Raw genomic sequence first — 18,272 nt, 5'->3', positions numbered from 1 at the left:
ATATAGTATTCTTTTTTTATAGTTTTGGTTCTATAAATTATATTTTTAATTAATTATCATTTACGAGGATATTATTTAAATAGATTTTTATATTTAAATATGTTACAATTAAATTATAATTATATTAAGGAGATTTAATTTATGGATAAAAGAAATAGACTAGTTGCCCCTAGAAACGTTGTTAATACTAAGATGCTTTATAGCTTTTATATTCTTAAAGAGCTTGCTAAAGGAGAAACTATATTTGGAAATAAGGTATTAGAAGCTTTTAAAAATAGATTTGAATATTCTGAACTTCCTTTTCCTGTATCATCTAGTACTATATATGAAACACTTTATGATTTAGAAACAAAAGGCTATGTAAAAAGCCATTGGAGTGGAGATGAATTTTTAAATAAAAGAAGCAAAAAAATATACTCCATCACTGATGAAGGAGTATATTTTTATAAAAATCATATTAGTGACTATGTTAATAACCTAAATAAAACAAAATCAACTTTAGATGTTATGATAGAAATGCTGGTTAAATAATTAACCCGCTTTTTCTTTTCCTTTTTAATTTCTGTATAAACAAATATGATATTATTGATAAAACTACTATTAATAAAATCCTAAAAGTTATTTCCATACCCCAAGTTAATTCATAATAAAAAATATAATAATTTATAAAATTTATTATTATTGGAGATAAAATTAATCCTATAAAAGTATATGCCATAAATCTTCCTATTATTTTAGGGAACTCAAACATTATACTCTCAGTCATATTTTCAACTTTGATTTTATTAGTTAATACACTTGAAATTATCAAAAAAACTATTCCCATTACACTAATAATTCCTAAAACCAATAAAATCCTCCTTATATTTAAATCATAATAGTTATTATTAAACAAAAATTCATTCACAAAATTAAAGATATGTTGTCTATAATCAACTTTTAGTCCAGATATTATCATATTTGTATTATATAAAAATGATAAACCATATATACCTAAAAATACTACTGAAAAAATTAAAAAATAAAGATTCGAAAAAATTGAATCTAACAAAAATAATACTCCTATAATAAAAAGTGATAAAGAGATCATTTTTATTAAATCAATTGCTATTAAGTTTTTAAAATTATTTAAATAACTAATTAATTCATAATTTCTTATATATCCTTTCCAGACTATCAAAAAATACATTATAAAAAATATTATTGTTGAAATTATTACTATTAATAATTCCCTTCTTCTAACATCTTTTTTAGTAAATGGCCCTGATAAAAGAGTTGCCCACTTTTTTCTTTTAAACATACCTACTGATATACTATATACCATAAAAATATACAAATATAGTATAATTATAATATCAGTATCTACAATTAATTTAAGATATTTATAATTTGTAGTATATAAAACTTGACTTGGAATACATATAAACCAATCATTAATTAATAGATTTAATATAAAAAATATACCAGTATAACATACCAATAATAGAGGCAAAATATTAGAATCACCTTGATAAAATAAACTTTTATTTAAATATCTCCTCATAATCATCCTCCTTTTCTAATTTATGAATAAATACTTCTTCTAAACTTAAATCTATCTCTTCTATAAATAACGGATTAAACTCTTCCAATTTCTCTTTAAAAATATTATCATATTTATCTGTTACTATTGTAAAAACTCTTCCTATTTGAGAAATACTAAATATTCCATCTATATTTAAATCTTCTTTATATACTGGCATATCAAAGGCAACTTGTATTTTTTTTATATTTTTCTTTATTCCCTCTAAAGAATTGTGATATGCTATTTTACCCTCATCTAACATTATTATGTCATCACATATTCTTTCAAGTTCTATTAAGTTATGAGAACTAATAATAATTACCCTTTCTTTATCAATAACTTCTTCCATTATAAGTTTTAGTACTTTTTCTTTTAAAATGGGATCTAAACCTGATGTAGGTTCATCTAACACTAAAAGTTCTCCATTTAATGATAATGCAAGCATTAAATTCACTCTTACTTTCATACCTTTAGAAAGTTGAAAAAACCTTTTATTTATTGGAATTTTAAATATACTATTTATTTTATTAAACCTATTTTCATCAAAATTATCATATATTAATTTATAATAATTAACAATCTCTTTAATGCTTATTAAATAAAAACTATTATGTTCATCTGGTACATATGCTATTTTTTTCTTCACTTCAGAATTATCATATATTTTCTCTTCATTTAATAAAATCTCTCCTCCATTTCCTTCATAAATACCAACTAAAGCTTTAATTAAAGAGGTTTTTCCAACTCCACTTGGTCCCACTAAGCCTAATATGGTTCCTTTTTTTACATTGAAATTAATATCCTCTAATATCTTTTTATCCCCTAATTTTAATGATAAATTATTAACTTTTAACATCTAATTTTCTCCTTCCATATCATTAAAACATTCATTAAGGGCCTTTATTAAGTCCTCTTTTTTTAAACCTAAATATTTAGCCTCTAACATTATCTTTTTTAATTCTTCCTTAATTTTTTCAAATTTCTTATCTGAAAATATTGGCTTATAATCTTCCACCACAAATGTTCCCCTACCTCTCAAACTTTCTATTACTCCATCTCTTTCTAATTCTCCATAAGCTTTACTTACTGTATTAGGATTGGCAGTTATAATGCTAGATAATTCTCTAACAGAAGGAAGCTTTTCACCTGGTTTAATAATACCTTTTAATATAAGCTCTTTTATTTTAATTATTATCTGTTCATATATAGGGGTACTACTTCTAGCATCTATCCTTATCATCTATATACCTCCCCATAAAATTCATTAAGAATTTCATAATAATCAACTACATATCCTTCACCTTCATCTACAATAACAATAATACAACTTCCATTGTAAATTGATTCTTCATTTAAATTCTCTTTTCTTAAAAATTCTTCTTTTACAGTTCCATTTTCGTTTATATCATTTCTTTTTAAATTATCCCAGTTAATATATTTTCCTGTTACTTTAAAGTATTCTATAGATTTAGGAATAGGATAGTTTTCAATTGTAGAATATGAATTATCATGTATTTTTTTTATATAATTTATTTCATTATCTGTAGGACTCTCTATCTTATACTCTATAAAAGCTGGAAATGGATTTCTCCCCAATAAATTACTTTGATGTTTATTATCTCCTAAATATAACCTATATCTTCTAGATATACTTTCATAGAACTCATTTGTTTTAACTAACTTATAATAATTCCTTTTATTATTCTTAACTTCTTCTAATACGTTTGAATAGCATATAAAATCTTGTATAGCATCAATTTCTTTAGTATGTTTAATTTTTTTATCATACACATCTATTTTATTTGTAAAAATAGTTATTATAAAAATTATTGATACTAGTATTCCAATTGCTAATAATGTTGATTTTTTCATGAATATCCTCCTTATTTATACTATATTGACTAAGTGTACTATATCATATAATACACTATTATTATATTACATTATTTTACTATTTAATATTAATATTTTATTAATAATCTTATTAAAGTTTAATTTTTTCTTAATTTTTATATAAATTAAAAGCAATCAACTCTTTATTGTGATTGCTCTTTTCTTTCCTTGATTAAATTTTCAGTATAGCATAAATTGTCTAAAATCATTAAAACTTCTTTATACCCTTCTTTTATTAAATCATTATTATAAAGATCCTCATATGAAAGCTTATCAATATCTGTATTTAATATTTTTTTATAATTATCACCATATATTTTTTTTAATATATCTAAAAACCCTCTTTTTATAATTTTATCCCCTTCTAAATCATTATAATTCCAATTATATATGTCTTTATTAACTTTTTCTATAATTCCATAAAGTTGGTATATATAACTTAATTCCTTTAAAGAGTACTTGTCACTTAATGATGCAACTGCTTTTTGATATTCAGTACTTATAGGTAGAATATATAAATATGATATTTCTTCTTTGTTTTGAAGAGTTCTAATACTTTGAAATATCGCTGTACATATATCTAATCTCACTACATTTGCATAAGTACACTTTTCTTTTATTTTATATTTTTCTTCATACTCTCTATTTGCTTCTTGTATTCTATATTGCTCTTTTATAGATTTTGAAGTAGTTTTTTTACTTATATAATAACTAAAAATAGCACCTATTAATGAACCTGTCACAATAGCTGATGCTGATATTAAAGTAGTGATTACATTATCTGTCACTAAAAGTCCTCCTTTCATGCTTTTATTTATTTTTTGTAGTTTTTTTAATAATATATCTGTTAAATTATTGATTTTAATTTAAATAATAGTTATCTTTTTAAAACAAATATCATATACTTATCTTATTAATGTAACGTAAAATCATAAAAATAATATTATATTATTAAAAACTTAAAAGGAGGACTATAATGAAGAATTATCTTGAAGAAAATTTATTTATAAAAAATCAAATTTCAAACTCTCAATTTGTGAAGGTTGAAGTTACAGACTTTCATTTAATTAATACTAATTTTAATATAAAATTAAAAAATATTGATTTTAATAAATTTGATGAAGTCTCCGTAATTCTTAAAAATATTAAAACTAAAGAAATCTACATTTGCAATACTAATTTGAATAAAAATTCATTAATACTAGAATTAAGCTCTCTAAATTATCTATGTAGTGATAATGAATATATGGTTTTAATACTTTGTAAAAAAGATACTTATTTTGAAGTTTTATATCCTATTTTTAAAGATTACTCTAATAATATTTCTACTAATTATCAAATATCAACATATTCTAAAGTATCTTGGTATTTGCGTATAATAGATACTGGCGAGTTTAGACTTTCTACTATATTAAAATCTAATTATTGTAGTTAAAAATTTAGACTAGTACAGATATACTAGTCTAAACTAATTATTTTACAATTTTAATTTATTATTTTCAGCTAATTTTTTATATTTTCTAAATATATTATCATCTTCATAAAATACAGGAAATTTAAATCCATAATTTCCCCATATAGTTGTTGGAAAAGATCTATAGTAAAAAGTTATAAAAAATAATTCCCTAGTTGATAATCTAGTAAAAAAAGGTATTAATGATTTATCCAAAATAATAAAATAATTTGTTTTAGTTTTAAAATTCAGTTTAATTCTCTCTAATGTTTCTATATCATCCTCATCTAGGCTATTATATAAGTTAAAATAAGCTTTTTCATCTAAATTACTTAAATAAAAGTCTATAATTAATGGAATATCAGCATTTTCACTCTTATTAATCTCAAAAGCAGCTTCCATAAAACCTATAAATCTATTTTCTATGTTATTATAATTATCTTCAAATTTATTTATAAGAATTGAATTCTTGTATTCTTCAAATCCTTGAAGTATATTTTTAAACCTTATATCTATATATCCTTTAAAACTTTCTTCCGATATTGGTAACATACATTCTGTTATATCTTTCATCTTTCCCCCACACTTTGTATTATTTATTATTGAAATTCCATTCTATAACTTGATCTCTTACTTTATTCATTAAAGAACTTAAACTTTTAGCCTCTATTTTCTTAAATTCATTAATGCTATTATTTTTTATTATTTGCGTATACTTAGTAACTTTATTATGATCGCTATTCCAAATTTCTATTATTTTCTCTTTTTCTATCTCCAATTTATATAACCTCCTTAAAAAATAATAACTCTATTTCTTAAAACTATTATTTGTTTTTTAAGGTGATTTTAAACAAAAAACTCAGTCTGAAACCTGAGTTCTTACTTAACTTTAATCTATAAATTTTGCTTTTAAAAATCCAAAAACATCTGTATAAGAAACTGCGACCCTTTCTTTAACTATCTTATTACCATTAAAAAGATAAGCATATAAATAAGTTTTTCCTTCTAGAATATTTTTTATTCTATATACAATTAAAGAATCCTTACCTGAAAGCCCTTTAGCCATTTGCATATACCTATTTAAATATAATATTCTTTCTTTTGATACTACTTCAATAACTTGCATAAATGATGTATTATTAGTTTCTTTATTCATATTATTAAACAAATTATCTAATGATTTTATATCATTTACTAAATCTTCCTCTATAGAATAATAAAAAACTTCATCTTTAGGCATTGCTTTTTTATCATCATAATCATGCCAAATTATCTCTATTTTATTATTTATAAATTCATTATCTTTATCAATTCCTGTAACTATAGAAGAATAACCTAAAACTTCACCTACTGAAACTAAATAATCTATCTCTTTTTTTAGTATGGAAAACTTATCACTATCTTTATTTAAATTAAATTTTATATAGTTTCTAATTAATCCTTCAAATATATTCATTAAATCAAATTTAAACATACTTCCACTCCCAATTACCTCCTAATTAACTCTCTATTTTACTAAATATTTTATCATAAAATATTTAAATAGTTAATTGATTTATTTCCTCCAATATAACACTAGCTTCCCCTTCATTAACAAGAACAACTAAATAATCTCCTGCTAATATTTCGGTATCACCTTTTGGTATTATTTCTTTATTTCCTCTTTTAATAGCAACTAATAAAGCTTTTTTAGGCCACTTTGTATTTTTAACTTTCGCTCCCGAAACTGAACTTCCCATATGAACTCCTATTTCTAAAAGTGTTTTTTTGCAATTTGTATTTTCTTCTTTATTTTCTTCTTTGTTAACCCTTAAAAGTCTTTCTAGTAAACTTTCATAAATACCTTCTGATTTTAATAAATCTGAAGTAATATATGATACCATTACTACAATTGTTAAAGGAAGTAAATGTTCAAAAGTCCCTGTCATTTCTGTTATTAAAACTATTCCTGTTATTGGTGCTTTTACAATTGATGCAAAATGACCTGCCATTGCTAATATTATAAAATTTACTATAAATAATGTTGGTATATTTGTAAAGTTACAAACGACCACTCCAAATATGTTTCCAATTAAAGCTCCAAGCACTAATAGTGGAAAAAATATTCCCCCTGGAACTCCTGAACCGAAACTACAAAATGTGAATATAAACTTTATTAATAAAAATAAAATAAGTACTTTTAATGTAAATCCACTTGTAGCTAAAGACATTATTAGATCATGTCCTCCACCTAATAATATTGGTGCAGTTATTCCTATTACTCCAGACATTATAAATGGAATCATTACTTTATATCTCTTTTTTAAATTTTTAATACTTCCATATATGTCTTGTGTTCTAAGTATTCCCTTATTAAAAATAACGCCACTTACTCCTACAATTATTCCTAATATAACTAACGTCCAATAATACTTTAAAGGTAATACTAAAACTGTGCTAAATTCAAATGCTGTGCGTAATCCTAAAAACTGCTTTGTTATAAAATCCGATGCTATTGCAGCTGCCATTGCTGATAATAATACAAGAGGTGAAAAATTTTTATGAACCTCCTCTAATGCAAACATAACTCCTGATAATGGTGCATTAAATGCTGCTGAAAGACCTGCTGATGCCCCAGATGTAATAAGATACTTTTCCTCTAAATTAAGTCTTTTTAATTTTTTACTAAAACCTTCACCAATAGCTGCCCCCATTTGTACTGAAGGACCTTCCCTTCCTATTGAAAGACCAGCTGATAAAGCTATAACTCCACCTATAAATTTATAAAATAATACCTTAAACCAATTTACTTTTAATTTTTTTACTAATATTCCTTCTACTTGTGGGATACCACTTCCTGATATCATAGGCTCTCTTTCAACCATAAGTCCTACAACATAACCTAATATACATAGTATTAAAAATACCATGAATATTTTAGATGGGTTTCCTCTAGCATACTCATAAAACTTTTTAAAATTTTCTGTACCCCATTTAGCTAATAGTCTATTTAATACTATTATTAATCCAGCAATTAATCCTATTAATATTCCTTCTCCTATTAGCTTAAATCTTAAATTTTTTCGTCCTGTTAATACTCTTGATGTATTTTCTGTATCCATATTTCCCCCTAATATTAAATTTCACTTTAATATTTTATACTTATTTTCTTTATGACGCAAAGTATATATTTTTTTATTTTTGAATAAATAGACTAAAAAAAGACAAAAAAACCTAAATAAATAGGTTTTTCTCTTTTCAATGTTGTCTATTATATAAAATTATTTACGATTTTCATTAATATCTCTACATTTTCTTTATCCTCTGTACTATATTTATTTACTAATAATACTATAGTACATAATAATATATATACTAGTTTTTCTACTTCTAATTCATCTTTTTCTTTTATTGTGTTATTTTCTTCATATAATGATAATACAATTTTTTTTACTATTTTATCAGCATTTAATTCTTCTTTATCTTTAGATTCAAAATTTCCTTTTATAAAATAGTGACCTAAGCCTTTTCTTGCTTTAATATCATAATATAAACACTCTATAATTTCTCCTAACTTATTTAAATCATTTTTAATACTATTTGATATTTTTTTTATCTTATTAAAAGTTCCTTCCCAGCTAGTTTCTAAAACTCTTATATATAAATCTTTTTTATTACTATAATAATTATATAAAGTTCCAACTGCTATATTACTTTCTTTGGCTATTGCTTTCATATCAACATTTTCATAGCCTCTTTCTCCAAAAAGTTTTATAGCTGCATCAAATATTTTTTCCTCTATGTTTTCTATTACCTTTGGCATTTGTAAAAATCGCCTCCTTAATATTACCTATTTATATTTTAACAAATTTACTCCCATAACCCAACATATTTTTAGTAATAATTTTAATAAGAACCATTATACACTAAAGTTAAATAAAAATTTTATTAATATTTTCTTAAAATATGTACAATACTATATTTATATAAGGAGATGATTGTTTAATGAAAAAAAAGTTTTTTGTACTATCTTTAGTATCCTTATTATTTTATTCTTTTTTATCATTACCAACATTAGCAGTAAATAAGTTTAATAATCTAAATACGGTTCCAGTTTCTGATGTATATAAAAAAGGATTTTATAACTTTAATATTACTTATACTAGCTGTGAAGCTATTGCTAAATTAGTAAGTACAGATAAAAACGCTGTTATAATGGTAGTTAACTCTGATAATACTCTAAGGCTATTTAAAAAATGTACTCCAAATGACCCTACTATTCTTATAGGAAATCTTACTAAAAATGATACTGTTATTATTATTGGTGAAGGTGAATTCTCTATAAAATTTATTAAAAATACATAATCAATTTACAGTTTAAAAATGAGATCTTCTAAATTTTTAGAGGATCTCATTTTTAAATTTAATTATCTATAGAAAAATGTTATCTAAATCTAATTTCTAGTTTACATAAATAATTAAAGTCATATGAAATATACTTATTATTTTTATATTATTATATCTTCAAGTTATAATATTCATTAATAAATAATATATTATACTGTACTACAAATCTTATATTAAATGGGGGTAAGCGTTTTATATAAGGGAGGTTATATTGTTATGTATAAATTGTATAATAATATATCTGTAGGACTATGTAGCTCTCTTCTGTTTTACATTTTAACTTATATTTCTAATGAAATAGCTAGATTACTTATACAAAATTCTGGATTGCTAGTAATTTTGATAATGTTTATCTTAGTTCTAATTTCATTACACATTATTAATATTATTGTTAAATTACTAAGATAGCTATATACGAAAAGAAGGTAAGGTAATTTCAATTATTACTTTACCTTTTTTATTTCCTTTTATTATTTTAAATTAATACTATAACATACTTCTTTTTTAAAAAATAATGTATTAAATTTATAATTTAACTTATGTTGATAAAGCTATCTAAATATATTAAACATTTTGCTTATTAATACTTATAATTTATAAATAATGTTACAATATAACTATATAAATATAATTTTTAGTTATTTAATCAATTAAATTTTATAATGGAGGATAATTAGATGAAAGGAAAAACAGAAAAAGAAAAAATGTTATCAGGAGAATTATATTGCGCTGAAGACACCGAACTGAAAAAAGAGCATATTAAAGCTCAGAAAATTTTAAGTGAATTTAACAATTCATTATCTGAAGATAGAAGTAATTTATTAAAATCTTTATTCGGAAAAACAGGTAATAATTTTTGTATAAAGCCAACTTTTCATTGTGATTATGGGTATAATATTTATGTAGGAGAAAACTTTTTTGCTAATTATGATTGTATTATATTGGATGTTTGCAAAGTAACTATAGGTGATAACTGCATGATGGCTCCTAGAGTCTGTATATATACAGCAACTCATCCCTTAGATTCAGAAATAAGAATATCAGGATTAGAATATGGTAAACCTATAACTATTGGAGATAATGTTTGGATTGGTGGAAATTCAGTTATAACACCAGGTGTAACTATTGGAAATAATGTAGTTGTCGCAGCTGGATCTGTGGTTGTCAAAAACATACCAGATAATGTAGTTGTAGGAGGAAATCCTGCTAAAATTATAAAAACTTTATAGTTTTAACTTTTAAATCACATATATAAATATTTATTATTATTTTTAATACTTTCTTTTAATAAAAGAGTAAGTTTTTATACTTACTCTTTTATTTAGCCATAATAAATTAAATTTTCTAGTTATATTATAAACCTAAATAATGTTATCTTCAAGAACTCTTCTTGGTGCACAAGTAAATTTCTCACCAGCTCCCCAATCAAATCTAAATAAACCTTGTCCTCCACCTGCTGCAATAGAATGTATTTTTGTAAATCCATTCATGTTATCAACTGTTACAGTTAGAGTTAATCTATTTCCTGCCCTTTGGAAATGCTTTTCATAGACTAAAACTATTACTCCATTCTCATCATTACCCATAACTACATAATAATCAATTCTTTCACCAGTAAAACTGCCATCTACAATACCACTATCTAACCTTCTAATTGTCTCCTTTAATGATAGATTAACCCTAAAATCATCTGCTCCCATAACTAATCCCACTCCTTTTAATATTCTATATGTAAAAGTTTTAACTTATCTTAATTATATCATACTATAATTATACTTTTGCCTTTTTAGTAAAACATTACCATTAATTCTCTTATGTTATTTTACTATTGGTTTAATTTATTTTTGTGTATATAAAATTCTTTATATACGCAAAATAAATTTGAAAGGTGGTTATATTAATGAAAAAATTTATTTGGACTATCTTAATTATTTTCACCCTATCGTCAACTTGTTTCTTTAAACCTGTCTATGCTATTAATTTATTTAAGGAAGGAATTTATAAAGTCTCTGATTTTAACCCTCCTCAAGAAGATAAATATACTGTGCAAAATTCATCTTCAGAAAATAGTGTTTTAATTCAAGTCTATAATAATAATCTGCTTTTAATCCAATCAATTAAACTCATTCCTAGTTCTGAAAAATATAAATTAATAGAATTATTACCAGATTATAAAATTGTAATAATTGGTGATGGTGAAGTGTATATATCTTAAAGATAACTATTTTTATTTTATATTTATATGCAAAAAAGAACTGATAATTTTAATTCAGTTCTTTTTAGTTTATGAAATATATTTATATTGACGAGAGTGTAAAATAGTCTGTGTAAACTTCAGAAAATGATATAATAAATTATCAATTATGGAGGGAACACAGACTATGTCATTTTCAAAGGAAGAATTAATAAAAATATTAGCAAAGGATCCAAATATTAAAACAGCTGAAGATATTCAAAATGTTTTAAAAGACTTATTTGGAGGAATGCTTCAGCAAATGCTAGAAGCCGAATTAGATAATCATCTTGGATATGAGAAACATGATTACCAAAATAAAAACACAACTAATAGCCGTAATGGCAAGAGCCGAAAAACTATGAAATCCAATCTTGGCTACTTCGACTTAGATGTTCCAAGAGATAGAGAAGGTTCTTTTGAGCCTGAAATAGTAAAAAAACATCAAACTGATGTTTCACATTTAGAAAGCTCAATAATTGGGATGTATGCTAAGGGAATGACTACAAGAGATATAGCATCACAAGTAAATGAAATATACGGAATGGACATATCACCAACATTAGTTTCTAATATAACAGATAAAGTAATTCCAATGATTAGAGAATGGCAAAGCCGTCCGTTGGAAACAGTATATCCTATAGTATTTATGGATGCTATTCACTTTAAAGTGAGAAAAGATAACACCGTTGTTTCGAAAGCAGCCTACGCTGCGATTGGAGTAAATATTGAAGGAAAAAAAGATGTTCTTGGTATATGGATAGGAGCATCAGAGTCATCAAAATATTGGTTGCTTGTTCTGAATGAGTTAAAAAATAGAGGCGTAAAAGATATACTAATTGCTTCAGTTGATGGGTTAGTAGGGTTTAACGAAGCCATTAGAGCTGTTTATCCGAACACTGAAATTCAAAGATGTATTATTCATCAAATAAGAAATTCAAGTAAATACTTATCTTATAAGGATTTAAAAGCTTTCAATGCAGATTTAAAACTAGTTTACACCGCTTCTACTGAGGAGGTCGCATTAGCGGAATTAGATAGATTAGAAGAAAAATGGGGAGAAAAATACTTAATAGCAGTAAGGTCTTGGAGAAATAACTGGAATGAGTTATCAACATTCTTTAAATATCCACCAGAGATTAGAAAAATAATATATACAACTAATGCAATGGAAAGTTATAATCGTCAACTGAGAAAAGTTACTAAAACTAAATCTATATTTCCGAATGATGAATCATTAATGAAGATTTTATACCTTGCTACCGTTGATATAACAAAGAAATGGACCCAATCAATACGAGGATGGGCTCAAATTTTAGCTCAACTATCAATCTTCTTCGAAGGTCGTTTAGACGACCAGTTGTTCTAAAAAATATTTAGTCTAACTCTTATTAAAGTGCAGATTATTATGTAAAATTTATCAATTAAAGAAAAATAAAGGTTGGATGTTGTATTAACCTTTCCAACCTTTAAAATAAAACTAAATTTTCTAAAGTTTACACAAAAATATTGACAGACTCATATTGACTTTTCTTTAATAAGCCCTAAAATAGTATTTACTATTCCCATGATTAAAAATAATAGTTTATAATATTCTATTTTCCTTATCTATATACCTCAACAATGAATATCTTTTACTAATGATAATATACATTTTATTCTTTTTTCTGATAGATAATTTTCTTTATACATTATATTGATATTTTTATACTTTTATTATATTTGTTTTCTTCTCTCTGATGAATACTCCCTATTTTTTTCTGCCCAATTCTTATTAGCTCTAGTTTGTGATTAACTCGTTTTTTTATTCATAGTTATCTTCTTATTTTAAATAATTTAATTATACCTAATATTGTTACTATACAAATTAGTATCAACTTTATTATTTCAAATATATTTAATGCTGAAAAATTTATATCTCTTAATATCCACAATATAATTATTAATACTACTATATCAATGGTTAAATTCTTTTTACTCATAATTATCAATATTAAAAATACATTTCTAACATATATTTAATATACTATTCTCCCTCCCTCGCCTTACAACTACATTTCACTCCATGTATTATACGTATATCAACATTTTTCAAAAAATAAGAATATAGAATAATTTTTCCGTTATAATATAATCTTTTCCCTAAATAAGTTCCCACACTAATAATAGCATCTCCTTCAAACATAACTCCTATTGCTATTAACTCAACTTATCCTACTGATAAAATTTTTTCCCTAATATTTCTTACCATTTTATTAAACTCTGAATTTCACATTTTATTTTTCAATTTATTAAGTTATACTTTTATTATTCTCATTGTTCATCTGATTTGGTAGATTCATCAAAAGATATATGTCATTTATTTGGTATATATTTTTATTTTTTCAACTTTTTAAAAATATGCATTTTATTACATATTATTCTACTCTCTGTTCAATATAAATCTCAATAATAAGTAAACTTAATATTCTATATAAAATATGTACTTACTCTAAATAAATATATTATTTATTTACTTTAAAGTATTTATATATAAACAACTATAATAAAAGGTATAGTAAACTTTAACATCTACTCTACCTTTTACTATAGTTGTTTTCTTCTTTCTGATATCAATTCGTCAAGTTCCTTTAAATCCTCTTCTGTTGCTTTATTTCTTATAAAAGACCTTGCTTTACTCCTATCTTTTAAATAATTAGAATGCTCTTTATTCTTCTCTTGCCATCTTTTATTTGCCTCTGTTTGCTTATTAACTTCCATATCTAAAAACCTCCTGTAATCAGTTGAAAAACTGATTTTATAAACAATATTAAAAATACTATTGTTTCTTATTTAATTATTAATAATATAAGTGTTATTATACTTATAACTAAATCAAATAGGCTTATTCCTAACGTTATCTTTTCTATTTTTTCATTTTATCTTTACCTCCTTAACTAATATAATATATTTAAGAAGAAGATTCAAGGAATAGAAGGGCTTAAAATCCCGCCTCTGATTATTTGTTTAATGAGAGTATTATATTTATTGGATCTGTTGTCAAGGTTGCAATTGATGTTATTAGCTTTATTAAATCTTTATTCCTTTTCCTACTTTTATTTTACACTTATATTATACTTCCGTATTAATATAAGTTAGTATTTTTTTATAAAAAATTAAAAGGATAGAGTAACTTTTTTTATTTACTCTATACCTTGTATATTAATATCATTCTTTGTTTATTCTATGTCTAATACCTAGTATAATTTGTAACATCACTATCTGCATCATTAGGTCCGTAAATTTGAAGTCTACCAAAATTTTCAGTATCTATTATTTTTATATCTCCTTTATTTTCTACTATTTTATATGATAACCCCCCATGTCTTTGTGGTACTAATGCTCCACATTCATTTCCTACAACTGGTGGAACATTTAATGAAAAACTTTCAGTATGTCTATAATTTACATAATCAATAATCTCTTGATAAATATTTAGCATACCTATAGGAATCGTTTTAACATCTATTATAATTCCATTTTTCAATACTGTAATATCAGTTGTTCTTCCTCCTATTTCAATAATTATTAATTGTTTGTTTCCTATCTTTTCTCTAGTATTTTTATCTATAGCATAGTAGGCACTAGACCCTTCTGGTGCAACTACAACATCTTAAATAAATATCTTTCTCTTATTGATTATCCCGCATCTATTATTCATAATAAATTCTGTAAGATTATCGTCCTCAACTGATTGATATATACTTGTTGCATCTACAAAATAATGTGCTGAAGCATTTCTATTTGCTCCATAAAAATAAATTGCATTATTTCTTGCTGAATCTGTTCCTTCTGGAGTTCCTGTTCCATGAACTACAATATACTTTATTGAATTTCCTTCATAGTGGTTATAAGGGCTTATCATTCTTTCAATCTTTAACATAAATATCACCTTTCCTTTTTAAAATATTTCTATAATATAAAAAGCAGGATTACTCCTGCTCTGCAAACTAAATTTTCAACTTTTTATATTAATTTACTCTTGATCTTTTTTAGCTGACTTTACTGTTCCTTTTACAGTTGATTGTCCAAAGTAGAAGGACATAATCATTATTGCAACAGTTGTGAACTATTCTGTACTCATAATTTCTCTAGCACTTAAAATACAAAATACTGTTATAACTAATAATGCTATAATTTTCTTTACTTCTATGAGACCTATAATCTTAACTATAAATATATTCATTTCATAACCACTTTTTATTTTTCTAATTTAAATTTTTATATCCTTTAACTCTTTCAACTTCCCTTCTCTTAACATAATATAAAAGACGTTTGTACCTGCTAACACCTACTCAATTAGCTTCTACAAACGTCCTAAATAACAATTTTTATGATATTATATTATCATTTTTTATTTATTAAATCTAATTTCCACTTTATTTTTATTTATTAACACATTTCATTTTATTATTACATTTTTCTATTGTTCTGATTTTTAACTATTTATAAGTTTTTGTAAAAATACATTATCTAAATTTACCTTTCTGACCCTTGCTGCTATTTCTTCTTTATCTAATGTATAAAGACCTTCATCTACCATTCTCTTAAAATACTCTGCTCCGGCAAAAGTATATCTATTTTTTCTACCTTCTCTAGTTTTCGCTTTTTCATTAGCATATGAAATTATATCGCCTATTGCAATTGAAGCAGGCAATATTAAAAGAGGAACTCCCATTGCTAATCTAACTGCATTATGTCCAGCAAGACTTCCAGTGCAAATAGCTTCGGTATGTCCTACAAATAATCCACTTTTTTCACCTGCACAAAATAAATTATCTACACCATCAACCTTTAAATCATTTGTTCTTGGCGCTACTGAAAGATATCTTATTGAATTACCTTTGCTTCCTGCATATGGATCTACATATTTAGCTTTTTCTAATCCTTTTATCTTCCTTAGCTTTTGTAATGGATAATAAGTTGTCATAAGCTTTGCATGTGCAGTATAAACAAAACAACAACATTTAAAGAAGTATTCTCCTCTGCTAAAGAATCGGATAAACTATTATATTATAAATTACCTGAAAAAACTACTGCACAGAAAATATATAAGTTAAGAAAATTAAATGGACTTACTCAAAAGAAGTTTGCTGAAATAACAGGGGTTGGTTTCTCTTGCATATCTAAATACGAATTAGGATATAAGCCTAGTAATAAAAATCTTATTAAGATAATGAATAAATTTAATTTGTCATTTAATTACTTAAAATAATAAAATATTTAAGGCTAGAATAGACTATCTTGTATTACTAGCCTTTTTAAATATATTTTAAAACTTATATTATTTTCTATATATACATAAATGATTGTGGTGCAACCTTTATATTGGGATTGAGCTCGGACAACTCTAATGGTGTTTTATATATTTTAGGCTTCTTTATGGAAATTGCAAATCCAATTGATCTACCTTCGAAATATTTTTCATAATCATCTCTTTTAATCCCTGAATTATTCTTAGTAAGCTCCCATATAAATTCTGGACTATCTTCTATTATAGTTCCTATTTTAAATTCTCCAACCACTTTACCAATAGGCTTAGTAGCATAAACTAATATACTATCTATATCTTTTCTCTTAAATAAGGTCTTTCTATATTCAAACTTTTTTTCTCCATTAAATATTCTCTGAACATATTGTGGTTTGATTGATAATAATACTTTCATTTACCTCACCTAATCTTAATATTTTTTCAAACTGCTTGTCAGTTAAATTTACAGCTACCCATCGATTTTTATCTAATCCTATTTTATTAATCAGATCTTGCCTCACTATTCTTTTTGGAAGTGCAACATTATATAACATTTTAATTAAATATTTATATTGTTTACTCTTCCAAAATCTCCCAAGTTCATACTCACTAAAAACACTATGTTTTATACAATATCTTTTAAACTCATTATAATCTTTAAAATCATCAATATGCTTAACTTCTTCTATTACACAGATTGATGTTGCAACAGATGAATAACTTGCTGATTTTTCTTTATCTTTTGTTCTATATATTAAAACTATATCATTTTTTTTGTAGTTGCTTAAATCCGCTCCAGATAAATATATTTTTTCTATACTATTAGTTATTGATAAATCCTCTATTATATGATTTTTTTCTGTCTTTAACTTAGAGTCTGGAAACATTTTTGTATGATATTTAGGCCATATAGATAACATAAACTTGTTAACACCACTATAATTAACCCTAGGATAATCCATTAGTATATCATTATTAATTTCTTTAATAGACTTTAAATACACATTCTCTTCACCTGCATCACTAGATTTTACTCCAAAATATTTAAAACCATATTTCTCTAACAATTTAATTAGTGCTTCATGTTTTGGAAATATAGTTACATATGCCTCACTAACCCCCTCTTTAAAAATCTCATCTATTAATATTTTTATAAATCTTTCCCCTAAATTTGTACCATGCGCATTAATTTTAAATGTACCAACTTTTAAACGCTTAAATTTTTTTAAAGTTGGTTTAATGTTATTATAAATTTCATCTTCAACTTTTAAATATAAGAAACCTTGAATTCCATTTTTATCTAAAATATACGCACTTTCATTCTCATCAGCCTTTTTTTTAAACCAACCAATAAACCCTGGATAATCCTTTTTTAATGAATCAAAAAAAACATCCCTTATGTCTAGTTCTCTAAATAATCTCTTCTTAATGTCATTCATTTTTCTCTCTCCCA

The 18,272-nt window shown here is 24.3% G+C and carries 24 protein-coding genes and 1 pseudogene; 7 read left to right on the top strand and 18 right to left on the bottom strand.

Annotated features, from left to right (window positions below; all coding sequences use genetic code 11):
• The first annotated feature begins 141 nt into the window (after positions 1-141).
• Positions 142-531, top strand: a complete 390-nt coding sequence (locus CP523_RS15570) for a PadR family transcriptional regulator (protein WP_120141027.1) — start codon at positions 142-144, stop codon at positions 529-531.
• Here the strand turns inward: CP523_RS15570 and CP523_RS15565 are convergent.
• The 5 genes from CP523_RS15565 to CP523_RS15545 all read right to left on the bottom strand — a co-directional run bounded on the left by CP523_RS15565 (position 524) and on the right by CP523_RS15545 (position 4,245).
• Positions 524-1,543, bottom strand: a complete 1,020-nt coding sequence (locus tag CP523_RS15565) for a hypothetical protein (RefSeq protein WP_066678699.1) — start codon at positions 1,541-1,543, stop codon at positions 524-526. The two genes, CP523_RS15570 and CP523_RS15565, sit on opposite strands and share 8 nt — an antisense overlap.
• A complete protein-coding gene (locus CP523_RS15560) occupies positions 1,524-2,420 on the bottom strand; it encodes an ABC transporter ATP-binding protein (RefSeq protein WP_066678701.1) in 897 nt (298 codons plus the stop codon). Before CP523_RS15560 ends, CP523_RS15565 begins: the two co-directional genes overlap by 20 nt.
• Positions 2,421-2,804 carry a GntR family transcriptional regulator gene (locus tag CP523_RS15555; RefSeq protein ID WP_066678703.1) on the bottom strand — a complete coding sequence of 128 codons (384 nt, stop codon included), beginning with the start codon at positions 2,802-2,804 and terminating at the stop codon, positions 2,421-2,423.
• On the bottom strand, positions 2,801-3,436 hold the full coding sequence (locus CP523_RS15550; protein WP_066678705.1) for a hypothetical protein: 636 nt from the start codon (positions 3,434-3,436) through the stop codon (positions 2,801-2,803). Before CP523_RS15550 ends, CP523_RS15555 begins: the two co-directional genes overlap by 4 nt.
• 164 nt (positions 3,437-3,600) lie before the next feature.
• Positions 3,601-4,245, bottom strand: a complete 645-nt coding sequence (locus CP523_RS15545; RefSeq protein ID WP_227909510.1) for a hypothetical protein — start codon at positions 4,243-4,245, stop codon at positions 3,601-3,603.
• Positions 4,246-4,433: 188 nt separating this feature from the next.
• On the opposite strand from CP523_RS15545, the gene CP523_RS15540 reads away from it, so the two are divergent.
• A complete protein-coding gene (locus CP523_RS15540; protein ID WP_066678709.1) occupies positions 4,434-4,892 on the top strand; it encodes a hypothetical protein in 459 nt (152 codons plus the stop codon).
• 42 nt (positions 4,893-4,934) lie between these two features.
• Here CP523_RS15540 and CP523_RS15535 read toward each other — a convergent pair whose 3' ends face one another.
• The 5 genes from CP523_RS15535 to CP523_RS15515 form a co-directional block, all read right to left on the bottom strand.
• Positions 4,935-5,483, bottom strand: a complete 549-nt coding sequence (locus CP523_RS15535; RefSeq protein ID WP_083089627.1) for a hypothetical protein — start codon at positions 5,481-5,483, stop codon at positions 4,935-4,937.
• A gap of 19 nt (positions 5,484-5,502) precedes the next feature.
• Positions 5,503-5,688, bottom strand: coding sequence for a hypothetical protein (locus CP523_RS15530; RefSeq protein WP_066678711.1), 186 nt, complete (start codon positions 5,686-5,688; stop codon positions 5,503-5,505).
• A gap of 111 nt (positions 5,689-5,799) precedes the next feature.
• Complete coding sequence (locus tag CP523_RS15525; protein ID WP_066678713.1) at positions 5,800-6,384, bottom strand: hypothetical protein; 585 nt, start codon at positions 6,382-6,384, stop codon at positions 5,800-5,802.
• A gap of 64 nt (positions 6,385-6,448) precedes the next feature.
• On the bottom strand, positions 6,449-8,011 hold the full coding sequence (locus tag CP523_RS15520; protein ID WP_066678715.1) for a ClC family H(+)/Cl(-) exchange transporter: 1,563 nt from the start codon (positions 8,009-8,011) through the stop codon (positions 6,449-6,451).
• 149 nt (positions 8,012-8,160) lie between these two features.
• On the bottom strand, positions 8,161-8,712 hold the full coding sequence (locus CP523_RS15515; RefSeq protein WP_066678717.1) for a TetR/AcrR family transcriptional regulator: 552 nt from the start codon (positions 8,710-8,712) through the stop codon (positions 8,161-8,163).
• A gap of 182 nt (positions 8,713-8,894) precedes the next feature.
• Here CP523_RS15515 and CP523_RS15510 point away from each other — a divergent pair, with 182 nt between their 5' ends.
• Positions 8,895-9,254, top strand: coding sequence for a hypothetical protein (locus tag CP523_RS15510; protein WP_066678719.1), 360 nt, complete (start codon positions 8,895-8,897; stop codon positions 9,252-9,254).
• Positions 9,255-9,973: 719 nt separating this feature from the next.
• Positions 9,974-10,525: a maltose acetyltransferase domain-containing protein gene (locus CP523_RS15500; protein ID WP_066678721.1), complete on the top strand. Its 552-nt coding sequence runs from the start codon at positions 9,974-9,976 to the stop codon at positions 10,523-10,525.
• A gap of 132 nt (positions 10,526-10,657) precedes the next feature.
• Here CP523_RS15500 and CP523_RS15495 read toward each other — a convergent pair whose 3' ends face one another.
• The gene (locus tag CP523_RS15495) at positions 10,658-10,996 is read right to left on the bottom strand and encodes a DUF6054 family protein (protein WP_066678722.1); all 339 of its coding nucleotides are present in this window, start codon (positions 10,994-10,996) and stop codon (positions 10,658-10,660) included.
• A gap of 200 nt (positions 10,997-11,196) precedes the next feature.
• Here CP523_RS15495 and CP523_RS15490 point away from each other — a divergent pair, with 200 nt between their 5' ends.
• The gene (locus CP523_RS15490; protein WP_066678724.1) at positions 11,197-11,511 is read left to right on the top strand and encodes a hypothetical protein; all 315 of its coding nucleotides are present in this window, start codon (positions 11,197-11,199) and stop codon (positions 11,509-11,511) included.
• 166 nt (positions 11,512-11,677) lie between these two features.
• Positions 11,678-12,898 (top strand): IS256 family transposase, encoded by a 1,221-nt coding sequence (locus CP523_RS15485; RefSeq protein WP_120140434.1) that lies wholly within the window; start codon positions 11,678-11,680, stop codon positions 12,896-12,898.
• A 445-nt stretch (positions 12,899-13,343) separates the two neighbouring features.
• On the opposite strand, the gene CP523_RS16140 is transcribed toward CP523_RS15485, so the two are convergent.
• The 5 genes and pseudogenes from CP523_RS16140 to CP523_RS15470 form a co-directional block, all read right to left on the bottom strand.
• A complete protein-coding gene (locus tag CP523_RS16140; RefSeq protein WP_162926016.1) occupies positions 13,344-13,511 on the bottom strand; it encodes a hypothetical protein in 168 nt (55 codons plus the stop codon).
• A gap of 604 nt (positions 13,512-14,115) precedes the next feature.
• Positions 14,116-14,289 carry a hypothetical protein gene (locus CP523_RS16130; RefSeq protein WP_162926014.1) on the bottom strand — a complete coding sequence of 58 codons (174 nt, stop codon included), beginning with the start codon at positions 14,287-14,289 and terminating at the stop codon, positions 14,116-14,118.
• 469 nt (positions 14,290-14,758) lie between these two features.
• Complete coding sequence (locus CP523_RS15480) at positions 14,759-15,055, bottom strand: hypothetical protein (RefSeq protein WP_243106756.1); 297 nt, start codon at positions 15,053-15,055, stop codon at positions 14,759-14,761.
• Between the two features lie 126 nt (positions 15,056-15,181).
• Positions 15,182-15,451: an N-acetylmuramoyl-L-alanine amidase gene (locus CP523_RS15475; protein WP_066679277.1), complete on the bottom strand. Its 270-nt coding sequence runs from the start codon at positions 15,449-15,451 to the stop codon at positions 15,182-15,184.
• A 555-nt stretch (positions 15,452-16,006) separates the two neighbouring features.
• Positions 16,007-16,516 (bottom strand): annotated as a pseudogene (locus CP523_RS15470) (FAD-dependent oxidoreductase); the annotation flags it as partial.
• Here CP523_RS15470 and CP523_RS15465 point away from each other — a divergent pair.
• Entirely contained in the window at positions 16,508-16,783 is a 276-nt protein-coding gene (locus CP523_RS15465) for a helix-turn-helix domain-containing protein (RefSeq protein WP_227909511.1), read from the top strand. The pseudogene CP523_RS15470 and the gene CP523_RS15465 overlap by 9 nt on opposite strands.
• A 76-nt stretch (positions 16,784-16,859) precedes the next feature.
• Here the strand turns inward: CP523_RS15465 and CP523_RS15460 are convergent, their stop codons facing one another.
• Both CP523_RS15460 and CP523_RS15455 read right to left on the bottom strand, forming a co-directional pair.
• Positions 16,860-17,234: an ASCH domain-containing protein gene (locus CP523_RS15460; protein WP_120141024.1), complete on the bottom strand. Its 375-nt coding sequence runs from the start codon at positions 17,232-17,234 to the stop codon at positions 16,860-16,862.
• Entirely contained in the window at positions 17,185-18,258 is a 1,074-nt protein-coding gene (locus CP523_RS15455) for a GNAT family N-acetyltransferase (RefSeq protein WP_120141023.1), read from the bottom strand. Before CP523_RS15455 ends, CP523_RS15460 begins: the two co-directional genes overlap by 50 nt.
• Positions 18,259-18,272 lie beyond the last annotated feature (14 nt).

It is taken from the genome of Clostridium septicum, assembly GCF_003606265.1.
GTDB lineage: Bacteria > Bacillota > Clostridia > Clostridiales > Clostridiaceae > Clostridium > Clostridium septicum.
The sequence above is the reverse complement of the archived record's forward strand: the minus strand, read 5'-3'. Positions and strand labels throughout refer to the sequence as shown.

Bases quoted from the DNA above. Each gene is read 5' to 3' on its own strand.
- CP523_RS15510 (WP_066678719.1), top strand. From the start codon at position 8,895: ATGAAAAAAAAGTTTTTTGTACTATCTTTAGTATCCTTATTATTTTAT.
- CP523_RS15555 (WP_066678703.1), bottom strand. From the start codon at position 2,804: ATGATAAGGATAGATGCTAGAAGTAGTACCCCTATATATGAACAGATA.
- CP523_RS15565 (WP_066678699.1), bottom strand. From the start codon at position 1,543: ATGAGGAGATATTTAAATAAAAGTTTATTTTATCAAGGTGATTCTAAT.
- CP523_RS15520 (WP_066678715.1), bottom strand. From the start codon at position 8,011: ATGGATACAGAAAATACATCAAGAGTATTAACAGGACGAAAAAATTTA.
- CP523_RS15500 (WP_066678721.1), top strand. From the start codon at position 9,974: ATGAAAGGAAAAACAGAAAAAGAAAAAATGTTATCAGGAGAATTATAT.
- CP523_RS15485 (WP_120140434.1), top strand. From the start codon at position 11,678: ATGTCATTTTCAAAGGAAGAATTAATAAAAATATTAGCAAAGGATCCA.
- CP523_RS15495 (WP_066678722.1), bottom strand. From the start codon at position 10,996: ATGGGAGCAGATGATTTTAGGGTTAATCTATCATTAAAGGAGACAATT.
- CP523_RS15535 (WP_083089627.1), bottom strand. From the start codon at position 5,483: ATGAAAGATATAACAGAATGTATGTTACCAATATCGGAAGAAAGTTTT.
- CP523_RS15460 (WP_120141024.1), bottom strand. From the start codon at position 17,234: ATGAAAGTATTATTATCAATCAAACCACAATATGTTCAGAGAATATTT.
- CP523_RS15550 (WP_066678705.1), bottom strand. From the start codon at position 3,436: ATGAAAAAATCAACATTATTAGCAATTGGAATACTAGTATCAATAATT.
- CP523_RS15540 (WP_066678709.1), top strand. From the start codon at position 4,434: ATGAAGAATTATCTTGAAGAAAATTTATTTATAAAAAATCAAATTTCA.
- CP523_RS15490 (WP_066678724.1), top strand. From the start codon at position 11,197: ATGAAAAAATTTATTTGGACTATCTTAATTATTTTCACCCTATCGTCA.
- CP523_RS15515 (WP_066678717.1), bottom strand. From the start codon at position 8,712: ATGCCAAAGGTAATAGAAAACATAGAGGAAAAAATATTTGATGCAGCT.
- CP523_RS15570 (WP_120141027.1), top strand. From the start codon at position 142: ATGGATAAAAGAAATAGACTAGTTGCCCCTAGAAACGTTGTTAATACT.
- CP523_RS15465 (WP_227909511.1), top strand. From the start codon at position 16,508: ATGTGCAGTATAAACAAAACAACAACATTTAAAGAAGTATTCTCCTCT.
- CP523_RS16140 (WP_162926016.1), bottom strand. From the start codon at position 13,511: ATGAGTAAAAAGAATTTAACCATTGATATAGTAGTATTAATAATTATA.
- CP523_RS15475 (WP_066679277.1), bottom strand. From the start codon at position 15,451: ATGTTAAAGATTGAAAGAATGATAAGCCCTTATAACCACTATGAAGGA.
- CP523_RS16130 (WP_162926014.1), bottom strand. From the start codon at position 14,289: ATGGAAGTTAATAAGCAAACAGAGGCAAATAAAAGATGGCAAGAGAAG.
- CP523_RS15525 (WP_066678713.1), bottom strand. From the start codon at position 6,384: ATGTTTAAATTTGATTTAATGAATATATTTGAAGGATTAATTAGAAAC.
- CP523_RS15560 (WP_066678701.1), bottom strand. From the start codon at position 2,420: ATGTTAAAAGTTAATAATTTATCATTAAAATTAGGGGATAAAAAGATA.
- CP523_RS15455 (WP_120141023.1), bottom strand. From the start codon at position 18,258: ATGAATGACATTAAGAAGAGATTATTTAGAGAACTAGACATAAGGGAT.